Genomic DNA, 17447 nt, shown 5'->3' with positions numbered 1-17447 from the left:
CTTTGCGTGTGACCCGGTGGAGGTCGCCCCAGTGTACCTGCCCCTGAGCGCGGTACAACTGGGGCAAATCGCTTGATCTGTGTCACGCGCAGTGCCGACGCCGACCGCCGGCGCGCGGCTCAGCGGTTCGAGAGCTGAGCGACGTAGGCGGAGAGCTGCCGCGCTCGCTCGGGCGCGAGCCGGCTCAGCGCAGCGGTCTCGCGCTGCGCCGCCGCGTAGTTCCCCACCATCGCGTACGACACGCCGAGGTTGAAGCGCGCCTCGGCGTTCTCGCTCAGCCTGGCCGCGGCGGGCTCCAGCCGCGCGATCGCCTCCGCAGGGCGACCGAGCCGGTTCAGCGCCGCCGCATAGTTCGCGTACGCCGCCGCGTAGTCGGGCCGCAGCGCGATGGCTCGCTCGAAGAGGGCCGCGGCCTCGGCGTAATCCCCCGACCTGTCCATCAGCAGCGAACCCAGGTTGAAGTAGGCGTCGGGGTACTCCGGCGCCTGGCGGATCGCGGCGCGGAACCAGTTCGCGGCCTCCTCGTCCCGGCCCAGCTTCCGCAGCGCGGCCCCGATGTCGCTGTAGACGTCCACGCGGGTGGGGTCGGCGCGGTTCGCGTTCGCGAAGGCCTGGAGCGCCTCCTCGTGCCGACCCGCAGCCGCGAGGGCGAGGCCGAGGTTGTGCGCCGGCCGGACCTTTGCCGGCGACTTGAGCGCCGCGTCGCTCCAGAGGGTGATCTCGTCCTTCCAGACGCGGTTCCGCGCGAGCGTGAGGCCCGCGAGCACGACCGCGACGAGCGCGCCCGCCGTCATGAAGGCCCGCGGCTTCCAGCCGAGCCGGCGCGAGAGGAGCGCGCCCGCGGTCGCGACGGCCGCGAAGGCGCCAGCGGAGGGCAGGTAGACCCGGTGCTCGAACATCACGTCCACGATCGGGATGAGGCTCGACTCCACCGAGAGGGCGAGGAAGAACCAGACGATCCCGAACGCCACCAGGCGCCACGCCGGGTCGAGCGGGCGCGCCGCGGCGCGGGAGGTGCGCCGGAGCAGGAAGGCGGCGAGCGCGACGAGGCCGAGGAGCAGCACGCCGCAGCCGACCACGGGGAGCGAGAGGAAAGAGCGCTCGATCGGAACGTCGTGATCCACGTTCTGGCCGAGCGGCAGCACGAGCAACCGGAGATAGCTCGCGACGACCGGAAGCTGGGTGGCGAGGTAGTCCGACCGGGAGAGCTCCGTCTGCACGCGCGCGACGTCGCCCGCGGCCGAGAGGACGTCCGACAGCGGTGTCCCGACCCCGAGCCGTCCGAGCGGGATGATGGGGAGCGTCGCGAGGAGCGGCGCCAGGAACCTCGCGCGCAGGGCCACCGGCGCGTCGAAGAACACGAGCTCGTAGGCGATCACCGCGAACGGCAGCGTGAACGCGATCTCCTTCGTCTTCATCGCCAGGAGGGTCGCCGCGAGGATGCCGGCCCATGCCGCCACGTTCCGCGCGAGGGGCAGGGGACCCTGATCACGCCGCAGGCGCCAGCGCGCGTACTGGAGCGTCGCGAGGAGGCAGAAGAGCGCCGCGAGCGACGTGAACCGCTGATAGACGTAGGTGACGGCCTGCGTCTGTAGCGGGTGGGCGACGAACGCCGCCGCCGCCACGAACGCGATCGCCCGGGACCAGGAGACCACGAGCGACCCGCGGAGGCGCGGGGTTCCGAACGTCGTCGCGACGAGCGCGTAGACGACGAGCGCGTTGACGGCGTGGATCGCGATGTTGACGAGGTGGTACGCGGCGGCGTCGGCTCCGCCGAGCCGCTCGTTCAGCGCGAACGTGAGGTACCCCACCCACCGGTTCTCGTGGAGGATCCAGCCCGGATCCGCTGCGAACGCCGTGAGGTCCCGCCGCAGGCGCCCGTCCCCGATGATGCCGAGATCGTCGAAGACGAACCCCGCGCCGAACGCGTTGGCATAGGCCGCGAGCGCGAGGACCACGAGCATGACGAGCGGGAGCGCGCGCTGCAGGAGGGTCGCCGCGGCGGAGCCAGACGAGTGGTCGGAGGCGGCCATCGGGGAGCGTCTTTCATCCTGCGGGGAGCCGCCGACGAGGACCGTCGTCGAGCGCGACCCGCGGGGCGACGATAGCATGCGCCGGCGCGCGTCCGGAGGTCACTCGACGAGCGCCGGCCCGCATGTCGGGTGATGGAATGCAGCCTCGCGGGCGGGCGCGAAAAAGGCTCGGGCCGGCGGGATCGCTCCCGCCGGCCCTCGCTGCTTCGGTCCCACCCCCGACTACTTCTTCTCTTCCTTCCGGGCGGCGATCTCCTTCTCGAGGCGCTCGAGCTCCGCCGTCGCCTTCTCCTCGTCCGCGCCCTCCTTCTCGCCGGCCTTGCCGGTCAGGTGCGCCTCACCCGGCGTCCACCCCGGCGAGACGGTCGAGGCGAGCTCGGTCGCGCCGCGCTTCACGCCGCCGGTGAGCTTCTTCACGAGGGCGTTCGCGAAGAGATAGAACCCGATGAACGGCAGGAACATCAGGAACACGAGCCCGGCGAGCGGCACCACGGCGAGCACGAGCAGGAACGGCAGCCTCAGGTACCTCGCCGTCGCGTCGCCCGGAAGCCGTCCGCCCTCGGGCGGCACCACCTCGACTCCCCACCGCCTCGGGCTCCAGTAGTAGCCGCTCTCGACCTTCGAACCGCCGGTGTGCCGCGTCATGATCGCCTCCTCGCGTGCTCGGGAACCGTGTCCGCGCTAGCTCTTCCGCTTGTCGCCGATCTCCTTCTCGAGGGCGTCGAGCCGCGCCTCGGCGCCCGTCGGCCCCTTCTCCTCGGTCCCGGCGCCCTCCGCGGGCTTGCCGGTGAAGTGCGCCTCGCCGGGCTGCCAGCCGGGGCTCACGGTGGACGCCAGCTCGGTCGCGCCGCGGTGGAACATGTTCACGATCGGGCTCACGAGGGCGCGGGCGAAGATGACGAACCCGATCATCGGGAGGAACATGAGGAAGGTGAGGCCGAGGATGGGGATGAGCGCGAGGGCGACGACCGTCGGCACCTTCATCCACTCGCCCTTGCCCTCCGGCAGCCGGTCGCCGTCCTTCGCGATGGGCTCGACGTGCCACTTGATCGCGTTGAAGTAGTAGCCGCCCTTCACTGCGCTTCCGCTCTTGAACTTGTTGGCCATGGTGTTTGGCTCCTTTCGATGCTCAATCTCGCTCAATCACGGCCGAACCGAAATGCGGACGAATGCCCAATCGTGAGGGAAATAGTCCGGTCTGCGGCCGGCGCGTCGCCCGAGAAGAGCAGCGCGCGGCGCCGGAACGGGCCGGTCGCGGAGGCCGGAGCGAGGTGGGGTGGCGAACCGGCGTCTTCCGTCGCCCGATGCCGGAGCGGACACGCTCCGACTCCGGAGGAGACGTGGGGCGAATTCCCGATGCGCGGGAGAGCCGCAGCGGCCGCGGCAAGCTGCCACAACGCGAGGCGTGCGGCTCCCTCGGTGGGGTTACTTCCCCTCGGAGCGCAGCTGCATCCCGAGCTGCATGTGCTGCCGTGCGAGGTCGATGCGACCCTTGCGCCCGTAAGCGAGGCCTAGGTTGTACTGGGCGTTCGCGTCGCTCGGCAGCAGCGCCACCGCGAGCTCGAGGTGCGCGATCGCCTCGTCGACCTGCCCCTTCTCCACGAGGGCCACCCCGAGATTGTTGTGCGCCTCCACGTACTCGGGATCGGCGCGCAGCGCGAGCCGGTACTGCGCGATCGCGGCGTCGACTTCGTGCTTCGCCATCAGCGCCTGGCCGAGGTTGAGGTGCGGCCTGGGCTTGTTCGGAGCCTTCGCCGCCGCGTCGCTCCAGAGGGAGAGCTCGCTCCTCCACACCTCGTTCCGCACGAACGTGGTCACGGCGAGGACGAGGACGATGGCGCCCACGACGGCGAGCGCGATCGCTTGCGCTCGCGCGTTCCCGGCGCGGGCCACGACGAGCGCGCCGCCGGTCGCGAGCGCGGCGAAGAGTCCCACCGACGGCAGGTAGACCCGGTGCTCGAAGAACACGTCGCCGATCGGGATGAAGCTGGACTCGACGGAGAGCGTGAGGAAGAACCACGCGATGCCGAGCGCGACGATCCGGGCGGCGGGATCGAGCGGCGCCGGTGCGCTCGCTCGGGAGCGCCGGAGGAGCCACACCGCGGAGCCCGCCACCAGCGCCAGCAGCGCGGCCGCTCCGATGACGGGCGCCGCGAACGAGCTGGTGAAGAGGGGGAAGTCGTGATCGACGTTCTGCCCCACCGGTACGAGGACGAGCCGCAGGTACGTCGCGACGGCGGGGAGCTGCGTGATGAGGTAGTCCCAGCGCGAATGGTCCGTCTGGTTCGTCACCGCCGCCGCCTGGCCAGCGAGGCTCGCGGATCCCCCCAGATCGATCATCGTGAGCGGGATGATCGGGAGCGTGGCGAGGATCGGTCCGACGTACAGCGCGCGCTTCCTCGCGTCGCCCTGGAACAGGACGGCCTCTAGGAGCGCGACGCTCAGGGGCAGCGTGAACGCGATCTCCTTCGTCTTCATCGCCACGATCGTGGCGAGGAGGATCGGGACGTACCCCGCGACCGCTCGGAGCGCGCCCGGCGGCCGCGCCTCCCGCGCGATGCGCCAGCGCAGGTAGAGGACGACCGCCAGGAGGTAGAAGGTCGTCGCGAGCGACGCCATGCGCTGCGCGACGTACGCGACCGCCTGCGCTTGCAGGGGGTGCGCCACGAAGAGCGCCGCCGCGACGAGCGCTATCCAGTGGCCCGAGTCCGCGAGCGCGGACCGCTTCAGGGCGGTCGTGCGAAAGAGGAGGCACACGAGCGCGTAGGCGAGCGATCCGTTGAGGAGATGGATCGCGATGTTCACGACGTGATAACCGGCGGGATCGAGGCCGCCGACCGCATGGTTCAGCGCGAACGAGGCGAAGGCCACGACGCGGTGCGGGCTCGCGCGGTACCCCGCCGAGCTCGCGAAGTAGTTCGAGAGATCGCGGATGACCGGGTTGTCGACGATGAACTGGAAGTCGTCGAAGACGAAGTCACCCCGGAAGGCGTTCGAGTACGCCAGGAGCCCGAGGGTGACGAGCGCCGTGACGGCGACGAGATGGTGACGGGCCGCAGGGAAAATCTTCGGTCGCGGCGGCGTCGAGCCTGGCGTGGCGGCCTCGGAGGTGGGTCGCGAGAGAGTCATCGGTGCGAGGGAATCTGGTCGCAGGAAACGGCCCAGCATACACCCGGGGTCGGGGCTCCGGACCGGCCCGGCGCCCGCCTGGCGCCGCACGCCGCGAGCGAGTGACCCGACTGCCGCGGCCGCTCACCTGAGCCGCTGTCCGCGTTCGCGCCGCGTCAGCCCGAACTGCGTGAGCGTGCGCTCCACGCTGCGCACCGAGACCTCGTGCCCGAGCCCGGCGAGCTCCTCGGCGATCGCGGCCGCGCTCCGCTCCGGCTCTCGCAGGCGAGCGCGGACGATGTGGCGGACGACCTCGAGCGGGCGCCGCCACGCGCTGCGCGGGCCCGGCGGCCGCGCGATGAGCCCCTCGAGCCCGTTCTCCCGGAAGCGGCGAAGCTTCTCGTAGTAGGCGCTGCGGGATCTGCCGAAGCGGGCCAGCACCTCGTCGAGCGGCGCGCCGCTCGTCTCTCCCTCGATCAGCATGAGCAGATCGAGGGAGGCCCCGTCGCTCGCGGGTAAGGAAAGGATCCCGCCGGGGCCGCGGATGACGTTGCTCTCGGGCTTCATGTAACTGGGGCTCCTCCGGTCCGTCCGGCCGATGCTGGCGGCAAACTGCCGCGGGAAAGCAAGGCGGGTGCCGCACCCAGGGTCACGAGATGTCAAGGGAAATCCCGTAACCGATGCGTGACGATTGGGGATCTCACCCACCGTGTTGGGGCAGGTACCCCAGCCGTGCCCCACGCACGCCCCGCGCGCCGGCTGCCCAGCGCGCATGCAGGGGTTTCGCCTCCCTCGGCCGTGTGGGAGGTAGCGCGCAAGGCTTGCGCAGACCGGCTCGGGACTCCTGGGAAATCTGGCGGGGATACGGGGGGCACGGCGCTTGCTCGCGTGGGCCGGAAGATCGCGAAAGGAGCCGCCGTGCTCGTCGCAGTCGGGCTCAACCAGAAGGGCGCAACCGTGGCGGACCGCGAGGTGCTCGCGCTGTCACCGGACGACCTGCAGCCGGCGCTCGCCAGCTACGCGGCGCTCGACGGCATCGAAGAGGTCGCGGTGATGTCCACGTGCTACCGCGTGGAGATCTTCGCCGCGACGCGCTGTCCCGCGGCCGCGACGCTCGCGCTTCGCCAGGCGCTGAACGCCCGCGCCGGCAGGGAGCTGCCGCTGTTCGAGGTCCAGGGCGAGGAGGCGTTCCGGCACCTCGTGCGCGTGGCCTCGAGCCTCGAGTCCGCCATCCTCGGCGAGCCGCAGATCCTCGGGCAGTTCAAGGACGCGTTCCAGCGCGCCATCGAGCTCGGCGTCGCGGGCAAGGAGCTCACCGCGGTCCTGAACCGGGTGCTGGCCGGGGCGAAGCGCGTCCGCACGGAGACCGCGGTCGGGCGCGCGGGCATCTCCTGGGGGAACGCGGCAGCGACCCTCGCCGAGAAGGTGATCGGCCCGATGCAGGGCCGGCGCGTGGTCGTGGTCGGCGCCGGCGAGATGGCGCGGCTCTCCGCGCAGCACCTCCGGGACCAGGGCGCCCGAATCGTCGTGCTGAACCGCACGCTCGCGAACGGCGAGGCGCTCGCGCAGGAGGTCGGCGGTACCGCTCGGCCCCTCGACGCGCTCGAGGAGGAGCTCGCGGAGGCGGACGTCGTCGTGTCGGCGGCCCCGGTCGCGCCCGCCGCGTTCCAGCCCGAGGCCATGGCCCGGCTCTCGCGCGCGCGGCGGCGGCCCATCGTCCTCGTGGACCTCGCCGTCCCGCGGGCGATCCCCGCGGCGACCGGCAACGTGCGCGACGTGTACCTCTGCGACGTCGACGACCTCGATCGGGTGATGAAGGCCGCGATGACCGAGCGCGTGGCCGCGGTCGCCGAGGCCGAGCGGATCATCGCGGACGAGGTCGCGAAGTACGTGCGGGCCGAGGCGGAGCGCCGGGCCGCGCCGCTCATCCAGGAGATGCGCAGCCGCGCGAGCGCGATCGCCCGCGAGGAGGTGGAGCGCACCCTCCGCAGGCTCGGGGAAGATCCGGAGCTCGAAAGGAGGCTCGACGCGATGGCCGGCTCCATCGTCTCGAAGATCCTCCACGCGCCGAGCACCAAGCTGCGCCAGGCGGTGTGCGAGGGATGCGCAGGAGAGGCGCTGGTCGCCGCCGCTGTCGAGATCTTCGAGCTTTCTGCCGACATCCGCGTACATCGCGGAAACGCTGCGTGAACATCCGCCGGGGACGGCGCCTTCCCGTCCGTCGCTGTCCTTGCAATGATGGCGGTGGGCCGAACGTTGTCCCCTAGCGGATGAATCCACTCGAACGCCTCTTCAAGCGGCTCGACTCGAGCATCCGGGCGCGCATCCTGCTCCCGACGGCGCTCCTGTTCGCCTTGACGATGGCGGCGATGGTCGCGGGGGCCGTCCACCTCTACGGCTCGGACATCGAGCGCGGACGCCGCGAGCGCGCCCAGATCTTCACGGAGATGGTGGCGTCGGGCGTCTCGAACACCATGCTCTCGGGCCAGCCGAACGCCGTCCCGGCGCTGCTCGGGACCCTGATGGCGCACAACAGCGAGCTGCTCGCGGCGAGCCTCGTCGCGCCGACCGGCTACATCTCCGTGTCGACCGCGCCGGCCCTGATCGGCGCGGTGCCGTGGCCGGATCTCCGCAAGTTCGAGACCACGACCGTGGTGCAGTCGCCGAACGGGAACGAGCTGGAGTACGCGGTCATCCACCCGATCCCGAACGCCACCGCGTGCGCGCGCTGCCATGGGACCCACTCGCCCGTGAACGGCTGGCTCGACCTCCGCTTCAGCCGCGATCCCATCGAGCTGTCGGAGTCCCGCCTCGCGAAGACCCTCCTGTTCGCGGCGTCCGGAGCGCTCGTCTGCCTGCTCGCCATCCTGCTCTGGCTGCTCGGGCGCGAGGCCGTGAGCCCGCTGCAGCGCCTCGTCGCCGCGATGAAGCGGGCCGAGGCCGGCGAGCTCACGGTGCGCGCCGACGAGGGGCGCTCCGACGAGCTCGGCACCGCCGCCCGGGGGTTCGACGCGATGCTCGCCGCCCTCCGCCGGAGCCAGGCGGAGCTCGAGGCGTTCTACCGCGAGCGGATGGTGCGGGCGGACCGGTTCGCGGCGGTCGGCGAGGTCGCGACGGGCCTCGCCCACGAGATCAAGAACCCGCTCGCCGGGCTCTCCGGCGCGCTCGAGCTCCTCGCGGAGGACCTCGCCGAGGACCCGCAGCACGCCGAGGTGGTCGGCGAGATGCGCCACCAGGTGCAGCGCCTCACGCACACCATGGAGAGCCTGCTCAGCTTCGCCCGGCCTCCGAAGGCGAGGCTCCGCTCCACCGACGTGAACGGCACGCTCGAGAAGGTGCTCTTCCTCATCCGCCAGCAGTCGCGAAACGGCGTGGTCGTGGTCGCCCCGGAGCTCGCGCCGGAGCTGCCCCCCGTGCTGGCCGATCCGTCCCAGCTCGAGCAGGTGTTCCTCAACATCTGCCTCAACGCCTGCCAGGCCATGTCCGCCCAGGGGAAGGGGACGCTCACGGTCCACTCGCGGATGGGCGACGGGAACGTCGTCGTCGAGATCGCCGACACCGGTCCCGGCATCCCCACCGACCTCCGCGCCCAGGTGTTCAAGCCGTTCTTCACGACCAAGCGCGAGGGGAACGGCCTCGGCCTCGCGATCTCCGCCCGCATCGTGGCGGAGCACGGGGGGCACATCGGTTACCGCTGTCCGCCGGATGGAGGGACGGTGTTCACGGTGACCCTGCAGCTGGCGCGCCCCGTGCGCGCGACGGAGCACGCCGCATGACGATCCCCTCGGCCCGCGTCCTCGTCGTGGACGACGAGAAGCTGATCCGCTGGTCCGTGTCGGAGCGCCTGCAGCGCAGCGGCTACGAGGTGCTGTCGGCCGAGTCGGGCGAGCAGGCGCTCGAGATGCTCGCCGCGAACCCGCCCGACGTCATGCTCCTCGACGTGCGGCTGCCCGGGATCGACGGGGTCCAGACGCTGCAGCGCGCGCTGGCGGACAACGCGGACCTCATCGTCCTCATGATGTCCGCCCACTCGACCGTCGACATCGCGGTCGACGCCATGAAGCACGGGGCGATGGACTTCCTCGTGAAGCCGTTCCCGTTCCAGGCGCTCGACGCCGCGGTGGAGCGGGCCATCGCGACCGCGCGCACGCGCCGGCAGATCGCGGCGCTGGCGAGCGAGCGCCGCGGCGGGACCGCGCTCGAGGCGATCGTCGGCGCGTCGAGCGCGATGGAGCAGGTGCGCTCGATGATCTCGCGGCTCGGCGCGTCGGACACGACGACGGTCCTCATCGAGGGGGAGAGCGGCTGCGGCAAGGAGGTCGTCGGCCGCGCCATCCACTTCCAGAGCGCGCGCGCCGAGCGGCCGTTCCTCCAGGTGAACTGCGCCGCCCTCCCGGAGCACCTCCTCGAGTCGGAGCTCTTCGGGCACGAGCGCGGCGCCTTCACCGACGCCCACGCCCAGAAGCGCGGCCTGTTCGAGAGCGCCGAGGGCGGCTCGGTGATGCTGGACGAGATCGGCGACCTCCCCCCCGGCGGCCAGGCGAAGCTCCTGCGCCTGCTCGAGAACAAGACGTTCCGGCGCGTCGGCGGCGTCCAGGAGCTGCGCAGCGACGTGCGCGTCATCGCCGCGACGAACGTCGACCTCGAGCAGCGCGTCGCGGAGGGCCGGTTCCGCGCGGACCTCTTCTTCCGGCTGAACGTCGTCCGGATCGTGGTCCCGCCGCTGCGCGATCACGTGGAGGACGTCGGCGCGCTCGCCGCGCACTTCATCGCCCGCTTCAACTCGGAGATGAAGCGCCAGGTGCGAGGCGTCACGCCCGCCGCGATGGAGCTCCTCAGGGCCTACCGCTGGCCGGGCAACGTCCGCGAGCTGCGCAACGTCGTCGAGCGCGCCTTCATCCTGCACGCAGGGGTCGAGGAGATCCGCCCGGAGCACCTCAGCCCCGAGCTGCGCCGCGCCACACCGGCGAAGCGCACGGACAAGCTCGTCCCGAGCGTCACGCCGGACGGCCTCGTGCTCGACGACGTCGAGCGCAAGCTCATCGTCGAGGCGATGGAGCGCGCGAGCGGCAACCAGTCGAAGGCCGCCCGTCTCCTCGGCGTGTCGCGCGACACGCTCCGCTACCGGCTGAAGAAGCACGGCATCGGGTAGGCACGCCCGAGGTTCCCCCGCCCCCGGTCACTGGCCCATCGCGAGGGCCAGGTTGCGTGCGTACTGGGGATTGCCAGGGTCCAGCCTGACTGCTTCCCCGAAGTGCAGGACGGCGCGGTCCATCCGCCCGAGGTTCGCAACGCATATGGCGAGCCCGTTATGCGCCGCCGCCGCGCTGGGATCGAGCTCGAGCGCGCGTTCGTACGCGGCCGCTGCCTCCGAGAATCGGCCGCTCACCGACAGCGCGTAGCCGAGGACCGTGTGGGCGGAGGCGTTCGCCGGCCGCTCGGTGACCGCCAGCTCCGCAGCGCGAGTCGCCTCCGCTGCGTTCCCCGTGGAGGCGAGCGCCGAGGCGAGGTCGAGCCGCGCTTCGTGGTGCGCAGGGTCGAGCGCGAGGGCGCGCGTCAGGGCCGGGATGGCCCCCGATGCGTCGCCCGACGCGAGCAGCGCGTGTCCCAGGTATTCTTGCGCGGCGGCGCTTAGAGGTTCCTCCCGGGCTGCGTCGCTCCACAGCGAGAGATCGCTCCGCCAGACCTCGTTTCGCGAGAGGGTCCCCGCGGCGAGGAGGCCGATGACCAGCACCGCAGTGGCGGACCTCAGCGCCACCGGCGCTCGACGAGCGAGCGGATGCTCGAGTGCGATCGCGACGAGCAGCGCCGCGCCCGCGAGGGGCAGGTACAAGTACCTCTCCGCGACCAGTCCCTCCCCGAGGACAGGAACGTACAGCGCGGGCAGGAGCGGGAGGACGAGCAGGGCGACTCCCACGACCACGCCGGCGCTGCGGCGGCCGAACCAGGCGATCGCCGCGAGCGCGGCAAGGGTGAGAACGCCCCCCACCACTCCGGGCGTCAGTGTCGTCACGACCCCGCGCGCGTGGACCGCGCTGAGGCGCTGCGGCCACACGAGCAAGGCCGAATAGTCGGCGAGCAGCGTCAACGCCGTCAGGACGCCATCGACGACCCCGACCTTTACCCGATGTGCTCCTCCCGTCCCCATCAGGCCGCCGAGCGCGTTCACGCGGAGCAGCAAGTACAGGAACGTAGCCGCGGAAAGCGAAGCGAGGATTCTCCAGGCTCGGACGCGCTGCGTCGGACACCACAGGTCGCCGCGGATCCCGAATGCCACCACGACGGTGGGGAGCAGCATCACCGCGGGCTCCTTCGCCAGCAGTGACGCCAGGAACAGGACCCCGGCGATGGCAGGGCCCGTCCACGACGACGACCGCCTGCTCGTCGCGACGAGGAGAGCGGCCAGGAAGAAGAAGCCGAACGACAGGTCCACGATCCCCGAGATCCACGCCACCGCCTCGGCGTGGACCGGGTGGACCGCGAAGATGAGCGCTCCGATGGCGGGTCCCGAGATGTACAGGCGACTCGCCGAGATGGCGTCGGGAGCGCACGTCTGCTGCGCGGCGTCCTGACGGGCCCAGCGGACCAGCAGGACGTACACCGCGGCGGATGTCCCGGCGTGCAGGAGGACGTTCGCGGCGTGAAAGCCCCACGCTTCTGGACCGAACACCGCTCGAGACGCCCACAGCAGGACGTGCATCACGGGCCGGTAGTAGCTCGTGTCGAGGCCGGCCGCGAAGCCAGCCATGTGGTGCGTGAACGCGTCGCCGAGAGCGGGGAACGCGATGATCCACGGGTTGTGGAGGACGTTGTAAGCGTCGTCGAACACGAACCCGTTTGCGATGCTGTTGGCGCTCGCGACGAAGGCGATGACGGCGATGCCCACGGCTCGGCTGAGCGTCTGACGCGGCGCGCCCTCGAACATCTCCTGGGTTGTACACGATCCCAGGCTTACGCGGCGTGGCGCCCCTCAGGCGAGGGACGCCGCCGTCTCACGTGCCGCCATGGAAACGATGCCGCGTGTCAGGCGAGCGCGGCGTCGTCGACGTCGACCGGCGTCCCATCCGTCGGCCACTCGATCTCGCTCGCGAGCGCGTGGAGCTCCTGCTTCAGCTTCTCCTTCGCCCGGATCTCCAGCTGGCGGGCGCGCTCGCGCGAGAAGCCGAAGTGCTCCCCCAGCTCCTTCAGCGTGAGCGGGCGATCGGCCATGACGCGCTGCTCGATGATGTAGCGCTCGCGCTGATCGAGGCGCGCGAGGGCCGCGGTCACCTTCGAGGCGACGATCTGCTGCTCCTCGGCGACGGAGAGCTCGTCGTCCTGGGCTGCCGCCTTGCCGGCGACGAAGTCGATGTGCGAGTAGCCGCCGTCGTCGCCCATCGGCGCGTCGAGGGAGAGGTCGCGGCCGTCCATCCGCTGCTCCATCTCCTCGACCTCGGCGGGCTTCACGCGGAGCTTCTTCGCGATCTTGCCCTTGTCCTGCGCGTCGGAGTCCAGACCGTGCTCGACGGACATCTTGTCGAGCTCGCGCTTCGTCCGCGCGAGGGAGAAGAACAGCTTCCGCTGGGCCTGCGTCGTCCCCAGCTTCACGAGGGACCACGACTTGAGGATGTAGTTCTGGATGTAGGCCCGGATCCACCAGACGGCGTACGAGATGAGCCGGATGCCCTTGTCCGGATCGAACTTCTGCACCGCCTTCATGAGGCCGATGTTCCCCTCCTGGATGAGGTCGGCCATCTTGAAGCCGTAGGAGCGATACTCGTACGAGACCTTCACCACGAACCGCAGGTTGGCCGTGACGAGGCGGTGCGCCGCGCGCGTGTCCCCCTGGTCGCGGTAGAGCCGAGCGAGCCGCTGCTCCTCATCCACGGTCAGGAGAGGAAAGCGATTGATCTCCGATAGATACAGCTCGAGGGAGCTGGTGGTCGTCGGGATCGCGATGCGCTTCATTCGGCCTCCGGAAGGTTGCCTAGTGACGGGAGCTGGAGAAAGCAAAGGACGTGCCGCAAAGGGGTAGGGAAAAATTGTGCGCGATTCCAACGGCTTGGCTGTTAGGACAGGAGCCGCTCGGAAACCGGGTGGGTGTAGAAATGACAGGCAACGCGCGAGCCCCCGGCCCCGTTGGGTTTTTTCCCTGTAATTCGTTCTGCAAGACCTACGGGGTGGTTGCAGAGCTCACTTGCGCGTGACAGACGGGGTACCCAGGTTGTGGCTGCACGCTCGTCGGGATGGCGGCCAGGCAGGTGGATCGTGGAGCGCGAGCAATCGGAACAGCCCAAGAACGCATCGGACTCGGAGGAGAGGGCGGACGCGAACGAGCGGCGCAGCGGGTATCTCGGCTTCGTCGCCCATGAGGTCCGCAACCCGCTCTCGACCGCGCTCTGGACGGCCGAGCTCCTGGCTCGAATGTCGCCCGAGGAGCGTGGCGGGGCTCGCGGCGACAAGCTCTCCGCGATGTGCCTGCGCTCGCTCTCCCGCGTTCGCCAGCTCGTCGAGGATCACTTCCTCTGCGAGCGGCTCGACGTGGCGGGCATCCCCGTGCGCGCGGAGCCGCTCTCCCTGGGCGAGATCCTCGAGGGCCTGCTGGAGCGGCGTCCCGCCGACGCCCCGCCCGTCACCGTCGAGCTCGACGGGCCGATCACGGTGGCCGCCGATCGCTCGCTGCTCGAGCGGGCGATCGAGGCGCTGCTCGCCGTCGCGGGCAGCGAGGGAACGCCCGTCCGCGTGGTCGCACGCACGGGGGAGGACGTCTCGATCTCGGTGTCGGGTCATGCGGTGCCCCCCGAGGCGCTCGAGGATCCGCGCAAGGGCTCCCCCAGTGATCCGAAGGGGCGGGCCCTCGCGCTTCCGGTCGCCCGCCGCGCGGCGGGGGCGCTGCACGGCAGCCTCGCGCTGTCCGAGGATGGTTACCTCCTCACGCTCCCGCGAGTGAGGGCATATACTGCCCCGCCCGATTCACCCCGGGAGCCATGACCGATCCCCTCGTGCTGGTCGTCGACGACGACCCCGACATCCTCGACGCCATCTGCGACATCCTCGAAGGCGAGGGTTATCGCGTGGCGCGCGCGCGTCACGGGGTGGAGGCGCTCGAGCGGGTCGAGGCCGAGAAGCCGGCCATCATCCTGCTGGATCTGATGATGCCCGTGATGGACGGGCTCGCCTTCGCCCAGGCGCTCCGGGAGCGGCCGGGCAGGGCGGAGATCCCCATCGTCGTCATCTCGGCGGACGGCAACCCGCAACGCGCCGCGTCGGTCGGGGCCGCTGGCTACCTGGCGAAGCCGTTCGACATCGACGCGCTGCTCGCGCAGGTCGCGCAGATGACCTCGTCGGAGTGCGCCTCGCTCTGACGGCGAGATCACCCGACCGCGCCCGGAAAACCGGCGGCGGTACGCGGGCTTCCCTTGACACCCGACCGCCGGACGGGTAGAAACCGCCCCTTTCCAACGGCACGTCCTCCGCGGCCAGTCGTGACGCGCGGCGGACCAATGCGAGGTGACACATGGCGACAGGGCTTCTGGCGAAGAAGCTTGGGATGACGCAGATCTTCACCGCCGAGGGCGACTGCATCCCGGTGACGGTGATCGAGGCGGGTCCCTGCACGGTGGTGCGGCGCAAGACGGCCGAGAAGGACGGCTACGACGCGGTCGTGCTCGGCTGGGGTGAGGTGGACGAGAAGCACGCCCACCGCCTCACGAAGTCCGAGGTCGGCGTCTTCAAGAAGGCCGGCACGCCCATCTTCCGGCACGTGAAGGAGATCCGCGTCAAGGACGCGAAGCTCCTCGGCGAGCTCAAGGCCGGCGACGTCCTCACGGTCGACAAGGTCTTCAAGGAGAACCAGCGCATCGACGTGGCCGGCATCACGAAGGGCCGCGGGTTCACCGGCGTCATGAAGCGCTGGAACATGAAGGGCGCCGCGCGCGACTCGTCCACGGCGCACGAGCACCACCGGCACGTCGGCGCGATCGGTCAGCGCAAGACGCCGGGCAAGGTCTGGAAGGGCAAGCACCTCCCCGGCCACTACGGCGTCGACAACGTCACGGTCCAGAACCTCACGGTCATGGGCGTCGAGGCCGACAAGAACCTCCTCCTCGTGAAGGGGGCAGTGCCGGGCCACAACGACGGCCTCCTCTTCGTCAACACGGCCGTGAAGGGCCAGCCGCGCGCCAAGCAGGTGCAGGAAGTCCGCGCCCGCGCGAAGCCGAAGGTCTAGCGACCTCCGCCGCACGCCGGTCGAAGGACACGAGACGCCGCTCCGGGAGACCGGGGCGGCGTCTTCGTTCGTGGCGCTCGCTCGTGGCGCTCGCGCTCGCTGCCCGCGCAGGGGCCGGAGACGTCGACGCCGCCCGCGGGCGGGGCCCGGGGCGGCGTCGGTGACGGCTGGCTGCTCGAGGACGGCCGAGCGCCTCAGGCCTGCGCCGAGGCGGAGCCGCCCTTCTTGCGGTCGCGCTCCAGCTTGTAGCGCAGGGTCGGGTCGAGGAACTTCTTCCGGAGCCGGATCGAGAGCGGCGTCACCTCGACGAGCTCGTCCTCGGCGATCCACTCGAGCGCCCGCTCGAGGCTCATCTCGCGGGGCGGGGTGAGGATCACGTTCTCGTCCCGGCCCGCGGCGCGGATGTTCGTGAGCTTCTTCTCCTTCGAGATGTTGAAGTCGAGGTCGTTGTCGTGGCTGTGCTCGCCGACGATCATGCCGGCGTAGACCTTGTCGCCGGGCTTCACGAACAGCGCGCCGCGCTCCTGCGCGTAGAAGCAGGCGTAGGCGACGACGTCGCCGATGCGGTCGGCCACGATGGCGCCGCTCTTCCGCTTCTCGATGCGCCCCTGCCACGGCTCGTAGCCGTCGAACTGCGAGGACATGATGCCCTCGCCGCGGGTGAGCGTGAGGAACTCGCCGCGGAAGCCGATGAGGCCGCGCGCCGGCACGCGGAACTGGAGGCGGGTGCGGCCCGAGCCGAGCGGCTGCATGTCCACCATCCGCCCCTTGCGCGACCCCATGCTCTGCGTGACGCCGCCGACGCCGTCGTCGGGCAGGTCGCAGACGAGCAGCTCCATCGGCTCGTGGACCTCTCCCTCGATGGTCTTGAGGATGGGCTCCGGGTTCGAGACGGTGAGCTCGTACCCCTCGCGGCGCATGTTCTCGACGATCACCGCGAGCTGGAGCTCGCCGCGGCCGACCACCTTGAAGGCGTCCGGCGTCTCGGTGTCCTCGACGCGGATGGAGACGTTCTTGTACGCCTCGCGGTAGAGCCGCTCGCGGATGTTGCGGCTCGTGACGTACTTGCCTTCCTTCCCGGCGAAGGGGCCCTCGTTCACCTTGAAGACCATCGACATGGTCGGCTCCTCCACGCTGATGCGGGGGAGGGCCACCGGATTCGCCGGGTCGGCGATGGTGTCGCCGATGCCGATCTCCTCGGCGCCGGCGATGCAGACGATCTCGCCCGGGCCCGCGTCCTTCACCTCGACGCGCTTCAGCCCGTCGTAGGCGTAGAGCCGGACCACCTTGGCCGGGACGATCTTGCCCTCCTCGCGCATCACCGCGATCGCGTCGCCCTCGTGCAGCACGCCCGAGGAGATGCGCCCGATGGCGAGGCGGCCCACGTAGTCGTCGTAGTCGAGGTTGTCGACCAGCATCTGGACGTGGGTCCCGTCGCCGCCCGGCGGCGGGGGGACGTGGGTGAGGATGGCGTCGAAGAGCGGCTTCAGCGACTCGGCCTCGAAGGCGCCCTGGACCGTGTGGGCCGCCTTGCCCTCGCGGGCGATGGCATAGATGACCGGGAAGTCGATCTGGTGCTCGTTCGCGCCGAGGTCGATGTAGAGCGAGTAGACGAGGTCGAGGACCTCCTTCGCCCGCGCGTCCTGGCGGTCCACCTTGTTGACGACGAGCACGGAGGGCAGCCCGAGCGCGAGCGCCTTGGAGAGGACGAAGCGCGTCTGGGGGAGGGGACCCTCGGCGGCGTCCACCAGCAGGAGCACGCCGTCCACGAGGCGGAGCGCGCGCTCCACCTCGCCGCCGAAGTCGGCGTGGCCGGGCGTGTCGACGATGTTGATCTTCACGCCCTTGTAGGTGACGGCCGTGTTCTTCGCGAGGATGGTGATGCCCTTCTCGCGCTCGAGGTCGTTCGAGTCCATCACCCGCTCGACGAGCTGCTCGTTCGCGCGGAACACGCCGGCCTGGCGCAGCATGAAGTCGACGAGGGTGGTCTTGCCGTGGTCGACGTGTGCGACGATGGCGACGTTGCGGATCTGCTCGCGGGGGGTCATGTAGGACTCTTTGCGTAAAAGGCCGGGACTTATAGTCGTTTCCAGCCGCGC

At 70.7% G+C, this 17447-nt stretch carries 14 protein-coding genes; 6 read left to right on the top strand and 8 right to left on the bottom strand.

Annotated elements, in window-relative coordinates; all coding sequences use genetic code 11:
* Positions 1 to 119: 119 nt before the first annotated feature.
* The 5 genes from MNZ29_RS01660 to MNZ29_RS01640 form a co-directional block, all read right to left on the bottom strand.
* Positions 120 to 2033 carry a tetratricopeptide repeat protein gene (locus MNZ29_RS01660; protein ID WP_242335395.1) on the bottom strand — a complete coding sequence of 638 codons (1914 nt, stop codon included), beginning with the start codon at positions 2031 to 2033 and terminating at the stop codon, positions 120 to 122.
* A 222-nt stretch (positions 2034 to 2255) separates the two neighbouring features.
* Positions 2256 to 2678, bottom strand: a complete 423-nt coding sequence (locus MNZ29_RS01655; RefSeq protein WP_242335392.1) for a hypothetical protein — start codon at positions 2676 to 2678, stop codon at positions 2256 to 2258.
* A gap of 36 nt (positions 2679 to 2714) precedes the next feature.
* Complete coding sequence (locus tag MNZ29_RS01650; RefSeq protein ID WP_242335389.1) at positions 2715 to 3140, bottom strand: hypothetical protein; 426 nt, start codon at positions 3138 to 3140, stop codon at positions 2715 to 2717.
* A gap of 318 nt (positions 3141 to 3458) precedes the next feature.
* Complete coding sequence (locus tag MNZ29_RS01645; protein WP_242352440.1) at positions 3459 to 5162, bottom strand: tetratricopeptide repeat protein; 1704 nt, start codon at positions 5160 to 5162, stop codon at positions 3459 to 3461.
* A gap of 123 nt (positions 5163 to 5285) precedes the next feature.
* Positions 5286 to 5708, bottom strand: a complete 423-nt coding sequence (locus MNZ29_RS01640; protein ID WP_242352439.1) for a helix-turn-helix domain-containing protein — start codon at positions 5706 to 5708, stop codon at positions 5286 to 5288.
* A gap of 351 nt (positions 5709 to 6059) precedes the next feature.
* Here MNZ29_RS01640 and hemA point away from each other — a divergent pair, with 351 nt between their 5' ends.
* The 3 genes from hemA to MNZ29_RS01625 all read left to right on the top strand — a co-directional run bounded on the left by hemA (position 6060) and on the right by MNZ29_RS01625 (position 10293).
* Positions 6060 to 7331 (top strand): glutamyl-tRNA reductase, encoded by a 1272-nt coding sequence (hemA, locus tag MNZ29_RS01635; protein WP_242335381.1) that lies wholly within the window; start codon positions 6060 to 6062, stop codon positions 7329 to 7331.
* A gap of 80 nt (positions 7332 to 7411) precedes the next feature.
* A complete protein-coding gene (locus MNZ29_RS01630; RefSeq protein WP_242352437.1) occupies positions 7412 to 8917 on the top strand; it encodes a sensor histidine kinase in 1506 nt (501 codons plus the stop codon).
* Positions 8914 to 10293, top strand: coding sequence for a sigma-54 dependent transcriptional regulator (locus MNZ29_RS01625; protein ID WP_242352435.1), 1380 nt, complete (start codon positions 8914 to 8916; stop codon positions 10291 to 10293). Before MNZ29_RS01630 ends, MNZ29_RS01625 begins: the two co-directional genes overlap by 4 nt.
* A gap of 27 nt (positions 10294 to 10320) precedes the next feature.
* Here the strand turns inward: MNZ29_RS01625 and MNZ29_RS24795 are convergent, their stop codons facing one another.
* Positions 10321 to 12027: a tetratricopeptide repeat protein gene (locus MNZ29_RS24795; RefSeq protein ID WP_242352434.1), complete on the bottom strand. Its 1707-nt coding sequence runs from the start codon at positions 12025 to 12027 to the stop codon at positions 10321 to 10323.
* 137 nt (positions 12028 to 12164) lie between these two features.
* Positions 12165 to 13088: an RNA polymerase sigma factor RpoH gene (gene rpoH, locus MNZ29_RS01615; RefSeq protein WP_242335372.1), complete on the bottom strand. Its 924-nt coding sequence runs from the start codon at positions 13086 to 13088 to the stop codon at positions 12165 to 12167.
* A gap of 300 nt (positions 13089 to 13388) precedes the next feature.
* On the opposite strand from rpoH, the gene MNZ29_RS01610 reads away from it, so the two are divergent.
* The 3 genes from MNZ29_RS01610 (at position 13389) to rplC (ending at position 15348) form a co-directional block, all read left to right on the top strand.
* Positions 13389 to 14111, top strand: coding sequence for a sensor histidine kinase KdpD (locus MNZ29_RS01610; protein ID WP_242335369.1), 723 nt, complete (start codon positions 13389 to 13391; stop codon positions 14109 to 14111).
* Complete coding sequence (locus tag MNZ29_RS01605) at positions 14108 to 14485, top strand: response regulator (RefSeq protein ID WP_242335366.1); 378 nt, start codon at positions 14108 to 14110, stop codon at positions 14483 to 14485. The genes MNZ29_RS01610 and MNZ29_RS01605 overlap by 4 nt, the downstream gene beginning before the upstream one ends.
* A 152-nt stretch (positions 14486 to 14637) precedes the next feature.
* Positions 14638 to 15348: a 50S ribosomal protein L3 gene (gene rplC / locus MNZ29_RS01600; protein ID WP_242335363.1), complete on the top strand. Its 711-nt coding sequence runs from the start codon at positions 14638 to 14640 to the stop codon at positions 15346 to 15348.
* 194 nt (positions 15349 to 15542) lie between these two features.
* Here the strand turns inward: rplC and typA are convergent, their stop codons facing one another.
* Positions 15543 to 17396 (bottom strand): translational GTPase TypA, encoded by a 1854-nt coding sequence (gene typA, locus MNZ29_RS01595; RefSeq protein WP_242335361.1) that lies wholly within the window; start codon positions 17394 to 17396, stop codon positions 15543 to 15545.
* Positions 17397 to 17447 lie beyond the last annotated feature (51 nt).

It is taken from the genome of Anaeromyxobacter sp. SG64, assembly GCF_022690745.1.
GTDB classification, from domain to species: Bacteria; Myxococcota; Myxococcia; order Myxococcales; family Anaeromyxobacteraceae; genus Anaeromyxobacter; species Anaeromyxobacter soli.
This window is presented reverse-complemented; position numbering and strand designations above follow the sequence as displayed.